Source organism: Planomicrobium stackebrandtii (genome assembly GCF_030814955.1).
Classification (GTDB): Bacteria; Bacillota; Bacilli; order Bacillales_A; family Planococcaceae; genus Planococcus; species Planococcus stackebrandtii.
In genome coordinates this window covers 273,604-294,658 of record NZ_JAUSWB010000007.1, presented here as the reverse complement: position 1 = coordinate 294,658, position 21,055 = coordinate 273,604, and the positions used below count along the sequence as shown (strand labels likewise).

The 21,055-nt window shown below is 36.9% G+C and carries 24 protein-coding genes; 4 read left to right on the top strand and 20 right to left on the bottom strand.

Translation table 11 applies throughout. The features are described 5' to 3' along the window. Positions 1-512: 512 nt before the first annotated feature. Positions 513-875 carry a hypothetical protein gene (locus tag QOZ98_RS14880; protein WP_308788164.1) on the bottom strand — a complete coding sequence of 121 codons (363 nt, stop codon included), beginning with the start codon at positions 873-875 and terminating at the stop codon, positions 513-515. Positions 876-1,111: 236 nt separating this feature from the next. Here QOZ98_RS14880 and QOZ98_RS14875 point away from each other — a divergent pair, with 236 nt between their 5' ends. Continuing rightward, positions 1,112-1,609, top strand: a complete 498-nt coding sequence (locus QOZ98_RS14875; RefSeq protein ID WP_308788163.1) for a hypothetical protein — start codon at positions 1,112-1,114, stop codon at positions 1,607-1,609. 183 nt (positions 1,610-1,792) lie between these two features. On the opposite strand, the gene QOZ98_RS14870 is transcribed toward QOZ98_RS14875, so the two are convergent. The 9 genes from QOZ98_RS14870 to QOZ98_RS14830 form a co-directional block, all read right to left on the bottom strand. After that, complete coding sequence (locus QOZ98_RS14870; protein ID WP_308788162.1) at positions 1,793-2,758, bottom strand: oxidoreductase; 966 nt, start codon at positions 2,756-2,758, stop codon at positions 1,793-1,795. A 47-nt stretch (positions 2,759-2,805) separates the two neighbouring features. Continuing rightward, positions 2,806-3,957 carry a DUF6688 domain-containing protein gene (locus QOZ98_RS14865; protein WP_308788161.1) on the bottom strand — a complete coding sequence of 384 codons (1,152 nt, stop codon included), beginning with the start codon at positions 3,955-3,957 and terminating at the stop codon, positions 2,806-2,808. A gap of 679 nt (positions 3,958-4,636) precedes the next feature. Continuing rightward, the gene (locus tag QOZ98_RS14860) at positions 4,637-5,386 is read right to left on the bottom strand and encodes a hypothetical protein (protein WP_308788160.1); all 750 of its coding nucleotides are present in this window, start codon (positions 5,384-5,386) and stop codon (positions 4,637-4,639) included. 262 nt (positions 5,387-5,648) lie between these two features. Next, the gene (locus QOZ98_RS14855) at positions 5,649-6,539 is read right to left on the bottom strand and encodes a gluzincin family metallopeptidase (protein WP_308788159.1); all 891 of its coding nucleotides are present in this window, start codon (positions 6,537-6,539) and stop codon (positions 5,649-5,651) included. A 300-nt stretch (positions 6,540-6,839) separates the two neighbouring features. Continuing rightward, positions 6,840-7,304 carry a GNAT family N-acetyltransferase gene (locus QOZ98_RS14850; RefSeq protein ID WP_308788172.1) on the bottom strand — a complete coding sequence of 155 codons (465 nt, stop codon included), beginning with the start codon at positions 7,302-7,304 and terminating at the stop codon, positions 6,840-6,842. Between the two features lie 110 nt (positions 7,305-7,414). Further along, complete coding sequence (locus tag QOZ98_RS14845) at positions 7,415-9,901, bottom strand: FtsX-like permease family protein (protein WP_308788158.1); 2,487 nt, start codon at positions 9,899-9,901, stop codon at positions 7,415-7,417. Continuing rightward, a complete protein-coding gene (locus QOZ98_RS14840) occupies positions 9,898-10,656 on the bottom strand; it encodes an ABC transporter ATP-binding protein (protein WP_308788157.1) in 759 nt (252 codons plus the stop codon). Before QOZ98_RS14840 ends, QOZ98_RS14845 begins: the two co-directional genes overlap by 4 nt. A gap of 359 nt (positions 10,657-11,015) precedes the next feature. Beyond that, a complete protein-coding gene (locus QOZ98_RS14835) occupies positions 11,016-11,684 on the bottom strand; it encodes a hypothetical protein (RefSeq protein ID WP_308788156.1) in 669 nt (222 codons plus the stop codon). A 227-nt stretch (positions 11,685-11,911) separates the two neighbouring features. Then, positions 11,912-12,070 (bottom strand): hypothetical protein, encoded by a 159-nt coding sequence (locus tag QOZ98_RS14830; protein ID WP_308788155.1) that lies wholly within the window; start codon positions 12,068-12,070, stop codon positions 11,912-11,914. A gap of 1,129 nt (positions 12,071-13,199) precedes the next feature. On the opposite strand from QOZ98_RS14830, the gene QOZ98_RS14825 reads away from it, so the two are divergent. Then, the gene (locus QOZ98_RS14825; RefSeq protein ID WP_308788154.1) at positions 13,200-13,388 is read left to right on the top strand and encodes a hypothetical protein; all 189 of its coding nucleotides are present in this window, start codon (positions 13,200-13,202) and stop codon (positions 13,386-13,388) included. 153 nt (positions 13,389-13,541) lie between these two features. Here the strand turns inward: QOZ98_RS14825 and QOZ98_RS14820 are convergent, their stop codons facing one another. The 3 genes from QOZ98_RS14820 to QOZ98_RS14810 all read right to left on the bottom strand — a co-directional run bounded on the left by QOZ98_RS14820 (position 13,542) and on the right by QOZ98_RS14810 (position 15,679). Then, entirely contained in the window at positions 13,542-13,733 is a 192-nt protein-coding gene (locus QOZ98_RS14820) for a hypothetical protein (protein ID WP_308788153.1), read from the bottom strand. A gap of 206 nt (positions 13,734-13,939) precedes the next feature. Further along, positions 13,940-14,209 carry a hypothetical protein gene (locus QOZ98_RS14815; RefSeq protein ID WP_308788152.1) on the bottom strand — a complete coding sequence of 90 codons (270 nt, stop codon included), beginning with the start codon at positions 14,207-14,209 and terminating at the stop codon, positions 13,940-13,942. Between the two features lie 309 nt (positions 14,210-14,518). After that, positions 14,519-15,679 (bottom strand): SAP domain-containing protein, encoded by a 1,161-nt coding sequence (locus QOZ98_RS14810; protein ID WP_308788151.1) that lies wholly within the window; start codon positions 15,677-15,679, stop codon positions 14,519-14,521. A gap of 150 nt (positions 15,680-15,829) precedes the next feature. Here QOZ98_RS14810 and QOZ98_RS14805 point away from each other — a divergent pair, with 150 nt between their 5' ends. After that, positions 15,830-16,108: a colicin immunity domain-containing protein gene (locus QOZ98_RS14805; RefSeq protein ID WP_308788150.1), complete on the top strand. Its 279-nt coding sequence runs from the start codon at positions 15,830-15,832 to the stop codon at positions 16,106-16,108. 120 nt (positions 16,109-16,228) lie between these two features. On the opposite strand, the gene QOZ98_RS14800 is transcribed toward QOZ98_RS14805, so the two are convergent. From QOZ98_RS14800 to QOZ98_RS14785, 4 genes are all read right to left on the bottom strand, one after another. Then, positions 16,229-16,423 carry a hypothetical protein gene (locus QOZ98_RS14800; protein WP_308788149.1) on the bottom strand — a complete coding sequence of 65 codons (195 nt, stop codon included), beginning with the start codon at positions 16,421-16,423 and terminating at the stop codon, positions 16,229-16,231. 261 nt (positions 16,424-16,684) lie between these two features. After that, complete coding sequence (locus QOZ98_RS14795; protein WP_308788148.1) at positions 16,685-17,479, bottom strand: aminoglycoside phosphotransferase family protein; 795 nt, start codon at positions 17,477-17,479, stop codon at positions 16,685-16,687. 212 nt (positions 17,480-17,691) lie between these two features. Then, positions 17,692-18,063: a type II toxin-antitoxin system PemK/MazF family toxin gene (locus QOZ98_RS14790; RefSeq protein ID WP_308788147.1), complete on the bottom strand. Its 372-nt coding sequence runs from the start codon at positions 18,061-18,063 to the stop codon at positions 17,692-17,694. A gap of 79 nt (positions 18,064-18,142) precedes the next feature. After that, complete coding sequence (locus QOZ98_RS14785) at positions 18,143-18,424, bottom strand: AbrB/MazE/SpoVT family DNA-binding domain-containing protein (RefSeq protein WP_308788146.1); 282 nt, start codon at positions 18,422-18,424, stop codon at positions 18,143-18,145. 421 nt (positions 18,425-18,845) lie between these two features. Between QOZ98_RS14785 and QOZ98_RS14780 the strand changes: the two genes are divergently transcribed. Further along, complete coding sequence (locus tag QOZ98_RS14780) at positions 18,846-19,286, top strand: YybH family protein (RefSeq protein WP_308788145.1); 441 nt, start codon at positions 18,846-18,848, stop codon at positions 19,284-19,286. Between the two features lie 53 nt (positions 19,287-19,339). On the opposite strand, the gene QOZ98_RS14775 is transcribed toward QOZ98_RS14780, so the two are convergent. The 3 genes from QOZ98_RS14775 to QOZ98_RS14765 form a co-directional block, all read right to left on the bottom strand. Next, the gene (locus QOZ98_RS14775) at positions 19,340-19,714 is read right to left on the bottom strand and encodes a YciI family protein (protein ID WP_308788144.1); all 375 of its coding nucleotides are present in this window, start codon (positions 19,712-19,714) and stop codon (positions 19,340-19,342) included. A 120-nt stretch (positions 19,715-19,834) separates the two neighbouring features. Further along, on the bottom strand, positions 19,835-19,990 hold the full coding sequence (locus QOZ98_RS14770; protein WP_185960044.1) for a hypothetical protein: 156 nt from the start codon (positions 19,988-19,990) through the stop codon (positions 19,835-19,837). Positions 19,991-20,189: 199 nt separating this feature from the next. Continuing rightward, on the bottom strand, positions 20,190-20,819 hold the full coding sequence (locus tag QOZ98_RS14765) for a class I SAM-dependent methyltransferase (protein WP_308788143.1): 630 nt from the start codon (positions 20,817-20,819) through the stop codon (positions 20,190-20,192). Positions 20,820-21,055: the final 236 nt, after the last annotated feature.

Genomic DNA, 21,055 nt, shown 5'->3' with positions numbered 1-21,055 from the left:
CATGGGACATCGCTCCTTCATTTTCTTTTAGTTTACCTCAAAAAAATATCAAAATAAACAAAAAAAGGCTGTCGAGAGGGTTTCTCGACAGCCTGTAAATGGAAACTTGTTTTTATACAAGTTTCCATTTTTTCTATCTATTAGAATTTTGAAGAAAGTTAAAGAAGTTATCTGCGGTATTTATTTATAACTTTTACCATCCACTCTTGGGAGACATTCTATTGCGTATTACCAAGAGAGAAATATTTAGTTCTGTTAAAACTTCAATAACCTTGACGACAACAAAACCTAATTTTGGAAAATAGATAATAGCTAAAATCCGGATTTTTTGTAGTTATAAGTGGAAGGTTGATGCCGCTCATTATTCATCTTGTTCTATAGGTTTTGCACTTAAACTTACCACTTCCGATAACTCAATGATATGTTAACTAGTTTTTTAATTCCTTCTCTATCCGATTCATTTTAGCCTTAGAAATTTCAACGTGTTTTGTTCTCAGTGAGAGTAAAGCTGCTTAGTCAAAATACTTCTTGATAAGCTCCATTTGCACATCAGGGTTCACAGTGTGCTCGTCAGATTCATCAATAAACACCTTTGCCTGAAGTTCCTTCATATAATAACCCATAGTTAACCCGATATCATCTGCAACATAGCCTATTATTTTTCTCATTGCCTGATTATACTTTTCTCGATCCTCTTCTGAAGTGCTGTCTCCTCCATCCTCTCTTGAAGTGTAGTCAATCATACCAATCAGCGCTTTTATGCCTGCTAATATCATGGCCATTTCTTCTGTTTCATCGCTCTTGATCTCTACCTGTACGGCATACTCCCCTTTATTAGTTAATCGGGACTGGATTATGTAATCATTTTTTTTCATCTTTGTGCGCATCCCTCTGGTTATGACTTGTGTAACAGCAGTCTTCTGCTATTACATTCTACCACCTACCAGAAAGTTAAAAAAAGGTATTCAGCTGCCTATTCACTGCTTGGGAAAGTCACTAAACACCTACGGATGGGATTTCCATAAACAGAGCTTCCCAATTAAGATGGTGCTGTATAATGAATGTAGAAGAAAAGAATGCCTAGAAAACTTACTTTGAAAGCGGGTGCCAGATGTTTGTTGTCGATGATTATATCGCTTTAGTAGCCAGTAATTTAGCGGAGAAGGATGACCTTTTGCTCGCGTACCTTCGCAAGGTTAGTGAGCTGAAAATTTCGCCGGATGTAAAGAATCTACTATTTACCCTCTACATCGAACCTTCCAGATTCGAGCTCACTTTTGTTCTCTTTGCGTATGATAACCACGCAAATGAAGTAATGGGACTCACGGAAGGCGGAAATCTCATCAGCAGTGTCTCTTCACAAGAGATCCCTTACCTTTCCCTGTCCAACTCCGAATTCAAGGAGTATGAGGAGTTTTATGAAGAACATGAATGGGAAATTGACACCAAACGGCAGGAAGTCTTTTTTAGCTGGTTTCTTGCCAAGTGGAAAGTTGGAGGACAGGCCCAACATCCGATGCCCATGTACTTGCAAATCCACGATGAAGAACGGACGCTGGACCTAAACCAGGAAAAATGGATTTCTTCCGAGAAAATCTGGAAACGATAATTCCTTTGATAAAAGAACCGTTCGTAAAAGGACACCTTTACAAACGTCCTAAAATAGCTAAATAGGACCAAAAAAAGATAACTCCGGCACAATACCGAAGCCATCTGATTGCAGCCTAGCTGCAGGGTGCTTTTATTAAACTGTCCATTAAATGGGGCTCAGTTCATAGGAACCGCACTTTTTTTATTTCGGATCGACAACTTTCGCAAATGTCCATGAAGCACCATTGTCTGCCGAGGTAAATTCAGCGAGCACTTTGCCGCCTTGATAATCGCCCATCGGCCCTTGATTGACATGCAAAGTTCCTTCAGAGCCTTCGAAAACCGGCATTTCTGCTATCGTAAAAATCCCTTTATATTCCTCTGGAACCGGCACTTCCACCTCTTCCCAATTTACGCCGCCATCCGCTGTCCGGTATAAAGACGGGCGTTCGGGTTCAAAATTGACACTGACGGCCCCAAAGGAAATAAAGCCCAGATTCTTGTCAATAAACGCGCCGTCCGTTACATGCTGATTTGTTTCTTCGACAGAACCAGCACGCCGCCAAGTGTTTCCTGCGTCATCGGTTTTGTAGACGGCATTCGCTTCAAAGCCCATGGTCCGGTCGTTCGTAACAATCGCATAGCCATCCTGCGCCGAGGTGAAGCCAAAGAACCGCGCCCGGATGCTCGGTAATTGAGTGATTTCTGCTTTGCTCCACGATTTTCCTTTATCAGTGGACACAAGCAGCTGCAAATGAACCGTCGAGTAAGAATTATCGCTGCTCATTATTTCTTCCCCTATTACAAACGCTGTCCTGCTCTGCGTGATCTCATAGCTTTCATCAATCAGCTCCTGACTGGACCCGCTGTAATCTCCCGCAAACAATTCTTCCATCGATACAGGAACGGTTTCCCAGTTGGCACCGTTGTCATACGTCACTTTCAGTTCTCCATTTCCAAGCTGGTAGCGGCTGTTTTCATCCGGCAAGGTGAATGCCATGTCTTCTTCAATGCTTCCAGCGTTGTCTTCAACTGATTCTGTAGACAGATTCAAGTCATCTTTGGTGAAAAAATAATAATAACCTGCAGCTCCCGCTGTAATGGCCAGGAACAGCACGATATTAATCAGCCAGATTCTCGGCTGCCGCTGTTTTTTATCTGTTTCCATTTAGAACTCCTCTAAGATAAAGTTTAGTGATTCCAACGTATCAGATTTCATTTTCTCAATTCACTATATTGTACGTTGATTCTATTTTCAGGATTTTTGTCAACCGTATACAAAACGAGCAAAAACAGCCATTCCAAAGGTTTCATCAATATATACACGATATCTGCAGTCCATTTCGAATTGATGTGCCTGCTGAGGGGATAACCATGTTTATCATAAAATTTCCGAATCGCTTTATGGCATTTCGGCGTGTACTCTTCAAGAATGTTTTCAAATGCGTTTGCCACAAGCAGCTGGCGGTTGACGACGAATCTGTTGCCGTGGCGGACTCCTGCCCGAACCGGCTTGACCAGTTCTTTATGCCCTTTGACAGAAACGGTGCAAAGGTAATGACCGTCTCCTTGAATAATTTCCGGTTTTGGCGCCGGCAGCCTGGAATAAGTGAAGCTGCTGGTATCGAGAAAGACGCGAATCGCGCTGTCGGGACGCTGGCCGAAAAGGATCAAAACCAATTGAACGGCAATGAGGACGGGGAATAAAAGCAAACTCCATAAAACAGGCAGCCTTTGATAGCTGAATGATATGCGATACAGAAATAACATGAATTTATTGTCTGGTTGATGTTCTTGTTTTTCTTGCTCTTTCAAAAAATGGTCCAGTGAATCTTTCAGTTTGGCGATATACAAAAAGCTTAAAGATGCATAGCCGATTTGAAGAAGGAAAATAGAAAAATCGATGCCAAATACTGCTTGATTATATAGAAAACCCGTATGTGTAAAATAAATGATTGTGAATATTATATTCAAAATCAGCAGCGAACTGCAGACGGCGTTTACAACAGGCGATAAATTGCCTTTTTCCGCAATCAGCAGCGAGTAAGCCAAACTGCTTAAAACCAAAAATGCGGCTATAGTAAAAATGCTTTCCTGCGAAAGAGCAGCATACGATGTTGCTGCCTTACCTGTCATTTCATAGACGTTAAGCGGCATCCCTCCTTCAACTCCCAAATCATTCAGCAACAGCCCGAGAGCAATGATGCCGAGAACCAAAAAGTAATAACAGATTTCAATAGCTTGAGACTTTGTATCGTTTATAACAGCGGCATCTTTTTTGTTTTTACCGGTCAAACTCCAAACCATCCGCATAAAAGTATAGATAGGTATGGAGAAAAATAGAATACCGAGCAGGATATAGAGCAAGTTGATGTTACTCTCCTCCTTTCTTCCAACATAAAGACCGCTTCCATCCGAGGAAAGTTCCTCGATAATAAGAATATCCGGAAGATTTTGACTGATGAGCTGCTTTAGTGGATGCACTTTTTCCAGAAGTTCCCAAATGTTCCCTGTGTATCAAACATTTATGAATACTTTAGCTAAGACACGAAACTGCATGAAGAATCTCTCCTATTTCTGAATGCGGAGGATTCTTCATACAGTATTTTTGTATAATTAGAATTTTGCCTGACACAGGGATGCTTTTATGAGGAAAATGTTTTGAATATAAATTAAAAAGTTTAACGAAAAAGTAGCATTCGTTCTCATTAACAATGAATTTTCCATTCCTTCTCCTTCTCCCTTTTCACTGCCCTACCGATTAATCTGCGTATCACTATCTACCTTCATTTTATCATCTTTGAAAATTAAAAACTTCTAAACTAAAGCATTCAGCGAGCATCATTACAAACCTACGCTCAAAGCAACTATTTGTAAAATTATACTTCCACATATAAAAAGGGAGAAAATAAGCTTTAATCAGCCTATTCTCCCCTTCTATTTATGCAGCTTTTGATAACCTCATGATATGTAAACTTTTTAATACATCATTAATTAAGAGTACTTTATATTGCTAGATTATCGACGTGAAATTCTAGATAAATACTTACAGCGAAGTTTTTTCTAACTTGAAATATTCAGTAAGGGAAACTTTTCGTCCTTCTGAATCCCATTTGTGATATTCTTCAAAAACCAAATTTACATTATTATGAAATCGATTTTCTACCAAATACTTAATGGCAAGAAAACTTCTCCAATAATCAAACATGATGCTCGATAAACTTGCTGTATAGGAATTGCTTCCAAATTCATCTAAAGACCGATTTCCGTATTCTCTTGTAAACACGTCCACTAATTCCTTCTCTATCGTTGATATTTCATTGAATTCCCTATCAGTTAAAAGAAGTTTTCGTGGCAAATACTCACACATTCCTTCTTCAAACCAAATACTATCTTCTCGTTCATCTTCAAATTCATCTAAAAACAAGTCTGAATGGTGGGTTAATTCGTGACCTAATATTGTAAGTATGTGATTCTCAGAAAGCTGTTCGTAAAAACGTTGAATATGAGGAAGGTCTTTCCCGTCCAGTTGCTGCATAAATAGTTTTCTCCAAGCCTTTACATCCGGTGTTATGTAAATCGTGTCTTTATTCGTAAATGCAGGAATCGGCAGATCAGAAAAAATAGATGTTGCTGCTTCTGCTGAAGTCCAAACCACGCCTTTTGGTTTGTCTACTAAGGCATACTCTTCTTCTAAGAGTAATTGGTACTCGTCTAACCGTTCACTAAAACGCTGAATAACATCTTGATGCTTTTCATATTCCCTTATCTCTTCAAAGGCATAAATATGCTTCATTTACTAAACCCCTTCTTTTCGCATTATTTCTTTGAATAGATAAAAATTAGCATTTCTCAAATTGATCAAATACTCTTACTTTAACTTTAACATAATTTGGATGAAGTTTTTTGAGGAATAAACCGTTCGTAAAAGTACACTTTTCCAAACAAAAAGAAGAGAAAAGCTCAACTAGCTTCTTCCCTTCAGGTCAGTTTGATATGTTCATCCTAATCTCTTGAAATCTTCTTGGATAGTTATATTGAAATGGCGGTAAATTATTTCAGTCTTTATAAGAGCTTAGAAACATACTTTCTAATTCAAGAACTGTTAATCCGGTGATTTCAGTAAAACTTTCTTCAAAATTTCGAGTTTCATCCACTGAATCGATGATTTGTTTAATCACTTCTTCCCCATATTTCGATGTTAGAAACTCGAAAGCATAGTAGCTTTGCACATAGGGGTCACCCGTCGGGATTGTCCGAGCTTCCTGCCATTGTTCAGTGCTTTTTAGTTGATCAAAAGAAATCTTCTCAAAATATGGGAAGTTTACTTCGTTAGGGTCAGTTCCTATGTATTCAGCCGCCCCTTCTATAAACCACATGGGATAATCAGCTGGATTTTGCGCTTTCCGAGCAAATACATAATGAGTGTATTCATGCAGCACCATTTTCTGAAAAGCGTATAAGGCAAGTTTGTCCTCTGCCAGTATAAGTTCCTTCTTTGAGTTATGAAAAGCCAACACTTTATCGAAATCAGAATAGAATCCATCTACAGCTTCAAGTTCAGAGAATCCTCTCAACTCTTCAAGATTCTCAAAGACCAGTAAATCAATCGGGACCAGACTGGTTCCACCGAAGAGTTTTTCATTTTTGGCGATGGCCAAGTCCAGTATTTCTTTGGTAATTGGCAAAAGGGCAGAGAAATTTTTTTCATAGTAGATGGAAATGTGTTGATAATCCTGCCGCATGGAGGATTCTTTTATTTGCTTTTCACTTTCTCCTTCTGCATTTTGAGTTAGAAAGGCCTTCATCGACTGAATATATGTAATATCTGGGTCAATTTCTTCCTCTAAGACTTTATGTAAAAAGAAACTTCCGCCTAGCAGCAGTAGAAATCCTAAAGAAAAAATTAGAACCGAAATGAGAAAGAAAATTTTAATCGGTTTCTTCATGGAATACCCCTTTGTATGATGATTATTTCACTTTTTCTATTGTATTATACATTCGAGAAAAATGGGTCTTTTTGTAAATAAGATTATCTCTCGAAGTGACACTGAATAGTCACCGAAAAATTCATAAGTTCTCTAAAGTAACCGTTCGTAAAAGTACACTTTTGCAAACTAAAAAGACAAGAAATTCGTTTATGAATTTCTTGTCTTACGATAACTGCTGATATGTAAGCTAATTTAAGATGAATTGTTCATTTAGATATTTTTCTTCTTCCATTCAATTAGAAGAGCAGAAGTTATAGATCAGCAAAGAAGAACCATTTTTAAAAATTCAAAACTGCTGCCATTAGTAGCTTGTACAAAAGTTCCTTCTTCTTTAAAACCCACTTTTTTATAGACTTTTATGGCTCTCTGGTTAAAAGTCGCTACGGATAATGTGATTTTTTTTGGATTGTATTTTGATTTAGCGAATTCTAGTCCATTTTTCAAGAATTCTAAACCGTTTCCATTCCCAGTTAAGTTAGGTTTCATGCCTAATCCTATATCAATCGTATCCTCAGTGATTTGATTGAAACTATAAAAACCTATTACCTCTTTATTTTTAGTGACTATAAAATAAGATTCATTTCGCTTTTGTGCATCAAGAAATTCCTTCAAATCTTCTTGATCTGCATCCATATCGTAGAAAGAATATTCACCGTTGTAATGCCAGTTAGTTGCGATGTCTTCTGCCTGCTCCTGAGTCATTGCTTGAAATATGTAATTCATCATTTCTTCCTCTCTTCCATCAAACAAGACCAAAAGCTCATACTTAAGTTTCTTGTCCTTCTGATAATATGGTTATATGTAAACTCATTTATCAGCATTTGAAATTTCCTTTACTTATTGTCACTTAGAATTTCCATACTTATTTTCTTATTTCCCATAACCCATCCTATGGGTATAAAGATAAACAAGCTAACTACCCACATACTCGCTGCTACTCCCAACATCAAAGGAAAGTCGATCGCTACTCTGCCAGAATCAATCAGTGAAACGATAAGAGAGAACACCAACCCGCATAACGCCCCGAAAACAAGGCCAATCAAAAGATAGAAAGAGATTTGTGTGACAATAATTTTCACGATTCCCATTGGCCTGACTCCGATTGTCCGGAGTACTGCAAACTCTTTTCGTTTAGCCAGTATGTTGTTCAGAAGGGTATTCAGGACACCTGCCATGACGGAAACAACCAGTATAATCAGAACCAAAATGAAGATGGCCCATCGCTGCAAGAACATGTTTGAAGCTTCTTCCAGTGCAGCAGCATGCGTATTGACTATGAGTTCTGGATACATACTGGTTAGGGTTTCAAGAGAACTCATGGCCACGGATTCATCAACTGCATTTACATACGCTTTATTGAAGTTAGTGGAAGAAGTATTTAATGCTTTCGCCTGCCAATCAAAAAGCACTTCTCCATTGCCAACTGCGTCAGAAACAGCACTTACCACCATAGTCGCCACATATTCAGCCTGTTGCTTTTCATCCGAGTAGATGCCAATTGATAAGGAATCGCCGACTTTTAAATCGTGCTTTTCAGCAAATGCAGGAGATACAATCGCTGCCTCTGCTAAATTCTTCTCTGCTAATTCCGGTACAATCTTCATACTCTCCAATGCTTTTAGGTCGCCTAGCGTATAGTCAAAAGACATCGTTCCTTCTTCAACGAACAACTCTCCCCCACCAAAAGTGCTGACAGAGGCGACTTGCACGCCATGGACTTGGTTACGTACTTCTTCGCTCAATTTTACCGGATCGATTTCCGATTGGTGAATCCGACTTGTAATGACCACTGAAGTAGAAAACTGTTCATTGATATAGTCTGTATTATTATGCTCTATCGTACTTAGCATAACTGAACCGAAAACAGCGATAATCATGACAACGCTAATCGAAAGAATCACGAAGCTATTCTTTTTGACTTGCGGCTTTAAATTCTGAAGCGCAATTAACACATTGCGGGAGAAGAATTTTCCGGACGTTGGTATTAATGCATCTAGTAGGCTAATCAGCCACATGGGCAATGCTAAGAAAAGACCGGCTAATAGCAAAAAACCACTCAATAAAATCAGCATTGCCCTCGCGCTTTCATCCACGGCGAGAATAACGCCAAACAGAAGCGATACAAGGGATGAAATCCATAGAATTTTGAGTGCTACCTTTCGCATTCCATTGTTTTTAAAATCCAGCTCTTCATTTTCCTGCAGAATCGTCAACGGCAAAATTTTTGATGATTTGAGAACCGGGATATAGAGGAAAAGTTGAATCACCAAACTCGCTACAGCGAGTACAGGAATTGCTACTTCCCATGCAAATGACTCCTGAGTCAAGGAAACGGAAAACCAGCTCCCAAAAATTGACTGTAGGAATTGGTCCGCGGCATAAGCAATTGCTAACCCGAGTAAAGCGCCTGCAACGGTAATCATCGTGCTTTGGATTCGAATGATCTTTGCCAGCTGCGACGTTTTCGCTCCAAGCGCCCGCATAATCGCAAACTGGTTTTTATTCTTATAGATGAACAAGTCAAAATTGGAAATGACCATGATGGCCGTGACAATCAAAATAAGTATTGAAAGAATAACAATAAATAACGTCAGGGAATTCAAGTTACTTTTTGCTGTTTCATCCTCTTCAATAATGTCCACTCGCAAGTCCGGCTGAATTTTTTTGAATTCATTAGCCATTGCAATCAAGTCGGTTTCTTCTGCGGTTTTTACCATTAAAGCGGTTGTTTCATTCTTAAAATAGGACAGTTCCTCTTCATGGAACAGCTTCGCTCTCTCCAATGCGAAAATCACCATATCAGGAGCGATCCCTGTCCCTTGAGCATTCTTCAAAATTTCAGCAATTTCAAAGGAATCTTGTTCAATTTCGATTTGATCTCCCACCGAAAGCTTAAGGGAAGCTGCCAGATTTTCTGTAATGACGACTGTTTCTTCCGTTAAATCTGCGCTTGTTTTATACCTGCTTTTCGCAATTGGATCGTTTTCGATTCCCAGTGTGTAGACTTCTCCACCTAGCGGCGCCACATACGTTTGAGTGACCAATGCTTGCGACACAGCAACTGTTGAAGGATGGTCCGATATCATTTGCAACAATTCCTGCTCATTTTCCACTGGGTTCTCATCACTATAAACAAGGGCTAGATCCATATCGCCATACATTTTTCTCAGGTCATCTTGCAGGGTTTGTTTCGCATTTACGGCAAATAGAGCCATCGTCATCACCAGAGAGACAGCGATGGCAATGCTCATAACCGAAGTGAAGACCAGAAACTTGTTTTCTCTAAATAAACGGAATGCCAACTGATTGAGTGATTTCATACGGCTGAACCTTTTAAAATATCTTGGGAGATTCTCATGATGTGTTCAAGATCTTGTTCACCCATACATTTATACTCATTAATGATGGCTCCGTCGTGGAAAAACAGGACCCGATCTGCATAGGTGGCCACTTTCGGATCATGCGTCACCACTAGTATGCTTTGGTTCAGTTCTTCCTTCATGGAAGTCAATACATCCAAGATTTCTTCGGACGTATTGGCATCTAAGTTTCCGGTCAATTCGTCTGCCAATAGAATTGGAGGTTCACCGATAAGTGCCCGACCAATAGCGATACGCTGTTGCTGTCCGCCCGATAATTGGACCGGACGATGAGCTTTCCACTTTGTTAACCCCATCCGTTCAATCATATTGGTTGTTTTTCTATCAATAACTTCTTTTGATTCCTCTTTCAAGAGCAACGGCAGCGAAATATTCTCTTCCACCGTCAAGTCTTTCAACAAGTTATAGGCTTGGAAGATGAAACCGATGTTTTCACGGCGGTAGTCCGTCGCTTTCGGTTCTGTAAAGAAACTTTCCGAATCTACTCCGTTCAAACGTATTTTGCCACTGGTTGGTTCATCCAATGCGCCGATTACATTGAGCAAAGTGCTTTTTCCGGAGCCACTAGTTCCCATAATTGCAACAAATTCCCCCGCATATAAATTGAAAGAAATACCTTTTAATGCCTCAACTTCGAAGCCTTTTCCTATGTATTTCTTTACTAAATTATTAACTTCCAAAACTACTTTTCTCATTAAAATCGGTAGCCTCACTTGTTATATATAGTTTTTTCTATATTCTGCTCGACTTCAGCTATTGATAAATCAACCAAAAAGCCAGTTCTAAGATTTGAAAATGATTTCTATTACTATATTTAGAACTCATACCATATAAATACAATATCATATATTAAATAGGTTTCTGCCAATATCACTAGTCTCAGTCAAAGTTTATTCAAACTTTCAATTTATTTATTATTTAAAGCTCAATAAAAAGCCGTTTTTGAAATAAAAAAAGAAAAGAACTCTATATTAAGCTCCTTTTCTTATGATAACTCAATGATGTGGAAGCTAAAAATTCTTTAGAATATAGTTTCCGCCTTTACAATAATCTACTACAAAGTGCGTGTTTTCTCAGTGTCAGTTAGTTTAAAATGAATATCAGATGATTCCCCCGCATCGATATGTCTTGGAACACCTGATAAATCGAGCAATTCGTTTAGATGAATAGCTTTTTTTTGATTAGCTTCTATCGTGATCCGATACGGACCCGCTAAATTCATAAGAGATTCCATTCGTACTTTGTCTTCCATAAAAAATGAATCTATAAATTCCAATTCAAATGACACAGCCTCATTACTTCGATTATGTAATACCAGATTGCATTCGCCAGTCATTTTTTGGTCTATCAACTCAAAATTGCATTGACCATTATTATCGTATGATATCGCTGTAATGCCACTTGCTAAGGTTTCTTGATATGTCGTGATTAGAAGATTTGGTAAAAATGTGTATACAAGGACAACTATGAGTAATGCTCTAAATTGGTATTTCTTCATGCCGATGAAAAGTAAAACTAAGGCGATTACAAACAGAACCGACCCCATTATCCCAAGTGAAATATAACCATTTTGATTCTCGATTGGAAATGACATAAACGTAGTTCGCGCTTCTACCATCACATTATTTGGAAACGGAAAAAACAAATACATACAGATACATAAAATAATGAACGAACTAAAGAGTGCTAGTTTATTTTTTACCATTCCATCCCTGTTCTCCACTTTTTCTCCCCCTCCATAACGTGTTGATTTATAAACTATGCCCTTCATAATTCCAGATTAAATGCCGGACAGTATAGCCTTTTGAATGTATCATTTTTTTCTAGAAAATTCACTTTCTCTTGTGGTGCTTTTAATTTCTTTAGAACAAGGGTTTTGAATGTAACTTAATTGTAGTTATGTTACATTCAAAAGCATTAAAAATTTCCTTCAAGTAACTGCTAGCTGCATTAAAAACGTTCTCCTTTTTTCCCAAGCAAAACGGATAAAGCAATAAAAATATAAGGATAAGACAAAAGCGTCAATTCGAGGAAACCGATCCCGAATATCAAATTCGTTGATGGTTCATCCGAATAATACCCAACGCCAACCATATAAGTTCCAAGCAATAAATAACTCCCTATGGATATAACAATGAAAATAAGGCCGATTATGTTTAATTTAATTTAAAGAGCGTATAAAGAAAAACAGGTACATAGATCAGCCCTAATATGAGCAAAAATCCGAAAATATATAATGGCTCAAAAACATCCACTTTCTTTTCCTCCCTTCCAGAAAATTAGGTTTCTCATTAGTTTTTAGGAGCCACGAAAACCCCTGTCATTGATACTAATAACAACGACAAAGGTTTACAAAAGTTTCCATTAAGTGAAAATCACTAAATAAATTGACCTTACTTTATTGGCAGTTTGAATAGAAAAATCCATATGAAGTTCTTTTTTAGAAAAAACGAAACCTTACTGGAAATAAATAGGTATAACAAAGTGCATTATTATTTCTTTAGCGTATGTATGAAAGGTGGAGAAACCAATTGTTCATTTATTTTCTAGTAACGTTCGTTGTCGTCTTTTTAGCTATTTTAATCATTAATTTTATCGTGAATAAACTTTTAAGAATAACGAACAAGACTCATTGGGTAATGTCCATCGTTGCAAGTTTCGTGTTCACATTAATTTTCATAGCAATACTTGGCTTATAAACTGAAAATCATAGGGTTATAAACATTGAATCTGAATGTAACTTAATTGCTAATAAGTTACATTCAGATTCAATAAAAAATCAACTTAAGATAAGCTGATTTTAGTGCTTCCTATGTAATTTAATTTTGATGATTCTGAGTACGCTTTTTGCTCAGGGTATAAGTGTAAAGTAACGCCCCCACAACAAATGGAAGTACAGCAATCAATATGCTCGTCGTCTCTGTATAGATCAGAATGGCAGGTAAAAACATGAGAATTACACTTAAAACTTTTAAAAAAGTAATCATTGATCTTCCACCCCTAAAATTTTTCTCGGCTAGCGAATGAAACAGGCTTACTTGCCTATAACAATTCCTTTCCCTCTAAAAAAATGAAAAACACTTTTAAAGGCGGCAGCAACAAACTGAATGTAATTAGAACTGCTTGGCCATATATCTGCTCTTTTTTATTTAGTTATCTTTATATTTAGTAGGGTAATTACTCAATATAAAGGGAACTTTTTTAACACTGATTAACTACTTTACAAGGAGAGACTCCAATGCAAAAAAAGAGTGGAAAGAAACTAAAAAATCAGCAGATAACCGGCTTTTTTTTCCTGATTTTATTAGTTGTTTTAAGTCCTTTTCTATATGAAAAATTTTCTCTCATCCCTCTCACAATAGGTGTAGCTATTGTCTCTATGGGAATTCTCTATATTGTAGGTAAACTAACAAAAGAAACCGAATAGAGAGGTTTCATACATAATACGAGAAGAGAAATCCTACGATGAAATTCGCTGAGATTTCTCTTTTTAATGTTGAATTTGAATGTAACTAAATTCACAATAAGTTACATTCAGATTCGAAATGAAAATTAATACGAATTTAAATTTTAATATGAATTACATACTCTCTTTTTTTCTCTCTTCTTTGAAAAAATTATACAGGCTAACAATTCCAATCACGCCTAAAGTAAGCATGCCGATGCCAAAGAATATTGATTTAGCTGTTTGGCTAATTGAATCAGCACCACTAATCGCAGCTGATCCTAAGACAAAAAATAAGATAACCGCGAACAAGATTCTGTTTTTCATATAAATCTCCCTTCTTGTTTGAACTAAATAATTTGTTGAATGTAACTTAACTTCACATAAGTTACATTCACTTCCCCAAGATTAGTACCTTTATTTGTTCCAAATCCTTGCCCACAAACTTCGGGGATCCTCCTTAGGTGTTATCGGCTCCGGTTCGCTTTTTTCCTCCTGTGAGGACGGTTCTGACGCATCTAACTCGGATTCTTCTAGTACTGTGCAAGTAATTGTTTTTGTTGTTCTTCCATCCGATCAATCTTCTTCTGCATTTTTTCCAGAACTTCTACAAACATGAGATCTCGTTCTATTTGGTTCTCTTCTTGTTGCTGTAACTGTATTTTCAGCTGTTTTACTTCATCTAGCTTAGCAGCTGCTATGTCGTCGCTACCGCGCTCGCGTGGCGCTATAGAGACGCCCTTTTTTATTTCCCTAAATGCTTCTATGACGGCATCTTCAAGCGATTTCTTACCGCTATGCAATGTTGCTATGATGCTTTTAATCGCTATGTACTCGCTATCCGTTTAAAGAAGGACATTTTTATGGGTTCTTTTGAATTGAATGCCTTCCTGTTCCAGCAAGGCCGAATATTTTCGTAACGTGGAGGGCTGGATCTGTAATTTCGCGCTTACTTCACTTGGAGTCAACACCGAACATTCGCCTCCTTTTCTTTTTCTCCACGTTATAAGAGTCCAATCAATCCTGGATCTTCTTTTTCGGTAAAAAATTGCTAGAAATATAAAAGGACCAAAGAAAATAAAAACTTCTAACCTTCTAGTTTTAGATAATATTTAATTCGTAAGTCTATTGTCAATTTTCACTTTCATTTCCTTTATTACTTCTAAATCTAGAAGATCTATCAGCTCAAACACCATTTCTAACTTTCTATTTTCATCAATAAAAAATAAATCTAGTATGTCCATTAAGGTCTCTTCTTTCTCTTCTATATCATCAAAACCTTTCTGATGATAGTTATTTATATCTTCTTGATAATGTTCATGACCAAATTTTTCTCTATTACTTTGATATAAGTTTCCAAGTAATTCTCTATATAGTTCATCATCAGGATTAGTCATTAGAGCAATAATAATTTCATGAAAGTTGGTAAAGGTTACCAATGAAGGATCTTTTATTGCAAAGTCGTAGATATATTTTAAAATTTCATCTAAATTATCATCACTAATATTTAAGCTCTTGAAGATTGGTTTAAGGGACATAGCCTGAAATTCGCCTAATCCAGCACTTGTGTTAAACCAACCAACTTCTTTACATTTTTCTAATTGCAAATTAATTTCCTCTGTTAATGTCCTAAGCCCATAAAGAAATGATTTTTCTAAATTGTTTTCTATCTGATATATACGTGCTACTATTCCACTATTATCTGATTCATAATAATCAATTATTGTATTTGGCGCATCTAAATCCCAATGATTCATAAAATAATATTCATCAAACTTACTCTCGGAGTTAATTGGATACATAAAAATATACTCTTTATTTTTATGTATCCAAACGACATTCTTATATTTTTCCAGCACCTCTAGACCGAGTTCTGTAAGAACAAAACAACTCTTATCGGTATTATTACTAATATCTTCATCACTTGCATGTGTCTCTATTCTTTTAATTAATACAGCTTTTGTACGATGAACTGGTTTAGATATTGCCTTAAGGATAACTTTCAGTTCTACAATTGTTAAATGCTTTAATATTTCTCTAGGTAGATTCGCTCTTATCAATTCATTTTCTTTTAAATTTGAAACCACTTGAACAAAATCAAGAAATATATTTCTTGATTCAAACGAGTATATCGAGTGTGAATGACCAGTAAAGGTTTTTAAAGGAGCATTTACAAAAGTAGGTCTTTTATTTAACTCATGTAACACTAGAATATCTTCGACTTTATATTTACTATTCTTGTTGTTTATTGCAGGTGGGCTAAATTTCGTCATGACAACACTCCTTAATATTTTTTGATCGCAGGCTTTCGTAATTGACAACGTGCTGATTACATATTATAAATAATAACATTTTCGTAGATTCTGTATTCACGCTCTATACAGTTCTACTTGACATAAAAACGGTTATAGAAAGGGAGAAAAATGTTAGAAGCCAAACATGAAGACCTCATGGTGAAGTTTCTTACTGGTGAACTATCGGCCGAAGAATTTCAAACAGTGTACATGAAAAAATTTATTGAGTGGGATGACCGAATGACGGAAGCTCAATTTAAGATTTTGAATGCGGTCTTTGAAGCTGCAGACTGCTACTGGTACAAATGTCTTCCAGGACAAGAAACTACATTTGAAATTTCCGAGCAACAACTTCGAAAAGAGGTCACGGAAGCGTTATTTAAATTAAATCAATTGATGGCCGATTAATAGGTTATCAATTGAAGCAGAGAAAGAAGATGCTAATAACCAGCATCTTCTTTTTATATAACTGCCTATAATTCTTGATATGTAGACTCATGTTACTATTTTTTTAAATTGAGTAACTCGCTAGTTTAAATTAAGCAAATCGGCAACCACTTCTGCACTTCCTGGTGAAAACATGAAGAGCGCAAATGATGTGCAGATTAGTCCTGTTACTACTAAATTAAGTTTTCTTACAGACGAATAATGCTTTTTCTTAAATAATCCTATAAATAAGAAAACCAACCCCACGAGCAAAATCAAGAAATACCAAAAACCCATTTTTTTACCTCCTTTATACCATATTGATAGAAGATGTTTTTTGTGATCAAAGGTTCTCCTAAATTCTGGATTTCTGATATGTTCGAAGCAAACTGTCACCAGAACTCGGTATTTGAGAAGCTCTGATTCTGTAAATTAAGAAAATAAAGCGTTCGTAAAAGTACACTCATACAGAAAACAGAATTGGAAAGAAGCTATTATGCTCCTTCCCTTCCGATAACTCTTGATATGTAAAATAAGAAAGAGCCTTCACAATCTTCCCTAAGTCCATTCATGACCATGTTCCAGAATAAATTTTACTTCGTTTTGATAATGTTCAACGTGGCCTCCATCAATCATTTTTTGAAAAGCCAAATCCCCTTCACTTGCTTTTCTTACTATTGTTTTGCATAAACCTTCTAGTCGCAGCACGACCATTTCCAAATAATTTTCTTCTACTGCCTCGCCGTAAGCATCAAAAAATAACTTAACCCGCTGTTTTATACGATCTGCATCTTGAACAGAATCATAATAAACTATTTCCTCAGCAGTTTTTGTTAAATTATATCTACTTAATGGAACACACGTGTAAAGTGTATAAGCTATGTCCCAAAGTCTAGGGCCGGGACCAACATTATCGAAATCAATAATAGCTACTGGATTCTTATCTTTAAAAATAATGTTGTATATAGCAAAATCATTATGGCATAACACTTCATGATTTGTTGGCGCATTATCTAACGATTGCCAGGTTTCATCAAATGAAAAATCGCTTACAGCATCGTGGTAAAGACGAAGCATTTTCGCTATTTCTTTTAGAGCATTGTTCGACCACATGTATTCCTTAATTGGGTAATTGCCAGCTTCCCCTTCCACATATGTTAGTATTTCTCTTCTGTCTTTATCTATTCCTAAAAATCGGGGTGCATGAGGATAGCCTTTATTTTCTAAATGCTTCAAGAGCCCATGAATTCTATAACTTTCCGGCTTTAAATCTCGACGTACAGTGTTTCCCAAGCGATATACATTCGAAACATTTCCACCTGTCAATTTTTCTTCATCTTTGTGATTGGACATCCTCTTGTTCCCCTTTTTTAAACTTCTTTAACCCATAATGGAAGTACTGATAGTAATAGTATAAACCAGTGACCTAAATACTATTTCATGTAAGCCAGTAGAAAAAATTGGATACAGTCCCATCCTTTCGTAAAAGAACACTTTCATTTCACAAACAAAAAATGAATTTCAGTACTCAAAAAGACCAATCATGATGATTGGTCTTACTTTCTTTACCCTATAAAAGTAATGGCATCGATAATAGCCTTGCATTCTTCAATCAACTCTTGATCGGCCTTGTCTGTTAATCTTGCAGCTCTGGCCAATGGATCAATTGCCTTTATCTTTTCACACAATACATACCCAGTTGTCTGATTGTTTGCTGCGCTGTTCTTGTTATTCTTGGTTCTTCCATTTACCGGTACATGAGTTGGATACCCTTTATTCGTATTGTTGATTGGCAAGACCCAAATTAAGTCGGTCTTTTTATGTACATTTTCTTCTGAAACTACGATGGCGGAACGATAACCTTGCTGTTCGTGCCCTTTCGCCGGGGACATATCGACCTTTATAATATCCCCAACTTTAAAAAATCTTGTCATCATTACTCCTTCAATTAAATAGTGCCTGTACTTTTCCATTAAGGATTAGTACAGGCAAACGATTTTTGATCCTATTAACCGCTTACCAATCTTCTTTTCCGACTGGTTCTACTTCATCCCAAAGTGTTTCAGGCTCAGGTTTTTCACCATTATAACCAACAAATAACTTTTGAAACGGAGTTAACTTGCTTTTTCGAACTAACGAAATTCGATTTGGTTCAATCTCTACATCAAATACAGCATCATCAGTTGCTTTGAATCCGGCTTCCTCAAGGATATCTCTTGTAAGTCGAACTGCTTTACTGTTACCCCAATTCTGAAGTTTAGCCTCTCGGCGACTAACTTTCTGCTTGATTTGCGGCATGTGAATCAACTCCTCAGAGTGCTATTTATATACAATGTATCTATATTCAGTAAGCAATAGTTCCCTTAAGATTCTTTCTACAATGGAACTTGATTAAAAAAATAGTCACTCTTCGCAATAGATTCTTTTAATTAATCCAGCTGTTTATTTTACTTCAGATAATCCCTCATATATTAACTTATTAAACATCCAACGCTTTATTTCTGTAAGTTTAAGAAATCCCACTTCTTTAAAGAAATCTTAATAAAATACTTCACCTTCTGTTTAGAAAGTTGCCACCTGTTCAGCGCTCCCTATATTAAAGAGATAAATCGGCATCTTTGAAGAAGGAAAAACGTGACAGACCTCGAATTTAGACTAGAGAACTTAAAGAGCTGAGACGTATACTTTTGTTTCGAAGGCAGGAAAGGGGAATACATTAGTGGTGCAAAATTTTTCTAAAGTACACGATGTTCTTGAAACTTACAGAACCGCAATTTATGAAAAAGATGTCGAGAAATTATTGTCCCTGTATGCTTCTGAAATCCACATTTATGACTGTTGGGGGAGCTGGGAAAGCAAAGGAATTCCTTTATGGAAGGCGACTGTATCCGATTGGTTCAATGGCTTGCGTGAAGGAAGCGTTCTCCTTGAAGTTGCTTTTAACGATGTTGTCATTGAAGAGACCTCAACCTTAGCATTTGTACATTGTGCAGTTACATTTACCGGAATCCAAGAAGAATCGGGCATGCAGCTTCAGCAGATGACCAACCGGTTTACCTATGGACTGAAAAAAGCAAAGGGCACATGGGTGATTGTGCACGAACATTCCTCTTTGCCGATAGATTTTGAAACGGGAAAAGGCATTTTTGATTTAAAGTAAAACAGACTCCGAAGATAGTGAAGATGAATAAATGGATTGCAGCTGCAATCCCTTTATTCTTTCATGTCGAAGGAGTCGATTGCGCGGATTTCAATTTCCCACCCCAGCTGTTCTCCATAACCGACTTGAACGGTCGGATGCAAAGAAGCCACTTGGATTGCTTCCTCAATGTCCCGAGCTTGTAATATGAACGCACTGCCGATCATCTTTTCCATCTGTGTGAAGCGGCCATTGTCAACTTGTAACTGTCCATCAACCCGTCGCAAGCTTTTCACTTCTTGTGCAACGCCAGTATCTACCAGCACATGACCACTTTTGTCTAATTCCTTGAGATGAACTCGGCACTCTTGCATGATAGCATCAAATTTTTCCTTAGGCAGCACATCCATCTTCTCCTTATTGAAGCAACCCAAGCACAAGTACTTCATCTGAAAACCTCCCTTGTTTTATATTTTGCTTTCCACTATTCTCAAACTTTTTTAACAGTTGGCTAAAGTCAAAGCCCATAATATCAGTTTTCAATAAAAATTGGCTGCACAATCATTTTACTAAATACCCTCCTTCAAATAACTTTCCAATTCTTCTTTTTGGCGCAAATGATGCCGGAAATGCATGTCAACCAGTTTGTGCCATTCTTTCGCATTAAGCCAGCCAAATCCGCCGTGTTCCACCTTATGATTCGGATCGATGGAAGCTAATTTCACTTCCCCATACAACAGTCATTCATCGACTTCTTCCCTTCATGCCTCCAGTTTTTCTTTGCTATCTGAATTGTTGGGAGGCGCATTCATTTCATCAGGAATATTGCTGATAAGTGCTGATATTTAACTAATTGGAAATGTTAATTGCTCCAAGAAAGCATAATCCCCTCTGATGCTATTAGTGAATAAGCTGATATCTGGGTTAGAGCTTCTTTTTAACAGAAACTGCTACCGTATGAAATTCCCTTGAATCAGGACCTTTTACTAATGCTACATCAGAAAAACCCTTGCCCTTCATAAGCGGAATCAACTGATCGTCTATCATACTATTTATCCCTTCCCACTTTTCCTCGTTCTTGCCATTACAGAACGTAATTGTGCAATCACCCCCAGGTTTTAAGACTCTAAATATTTCTGTTATTGCGGCAGATAATTCATCCCAAAAATATATGGTATGAATGCTAAATACTTTTTCAAAATGTTCGTCTTCACAAGGCAAACTTTTCAGATCTCCTTGCATCAATTTCGCTTTTTTATGTTTTAGTGCTTTTTTGTTTCTAATCGCAGCTGACCGAATAACTGCAGGAGAAAGATCCAAACCTACTACTTCTTTAACCACATTTTTTTCTAAAATAAGTTTCATTGCGTAACCAGAACCACATCCGAGTTCCAATACACTTTCCCCTGGTTGTAGGTTTAACAATTCAATTGTCCAAAGTGTTTCAGGTTTATGTTGCCATACCATCTTCTCGCCGATATAAGTACCGACTAAGCCCTTTGGAGTTTTGTACTGGTTATCAATAAACTTTTTAACTTTACCTTTTAGTTCCATAATTCACCAACTTCATTTTGTTTAGTAAGTTCAGTATCTACTTAATTCTCTTGGGGTACTATAATTTCCTGCTTCACCATCTTGTCACAAAGTTTAGTTGTATTCTTTCATTAAAATTTCTTTTTTGAAAATCAATATCTTTCCATAGATTAAAAAGCAAAAAGGAAGTCAAAAAAATTTAGTAAATAGTGGGTTGCTTTGATTCAAAGAACATAGAAATACTTTAATAACTTCTA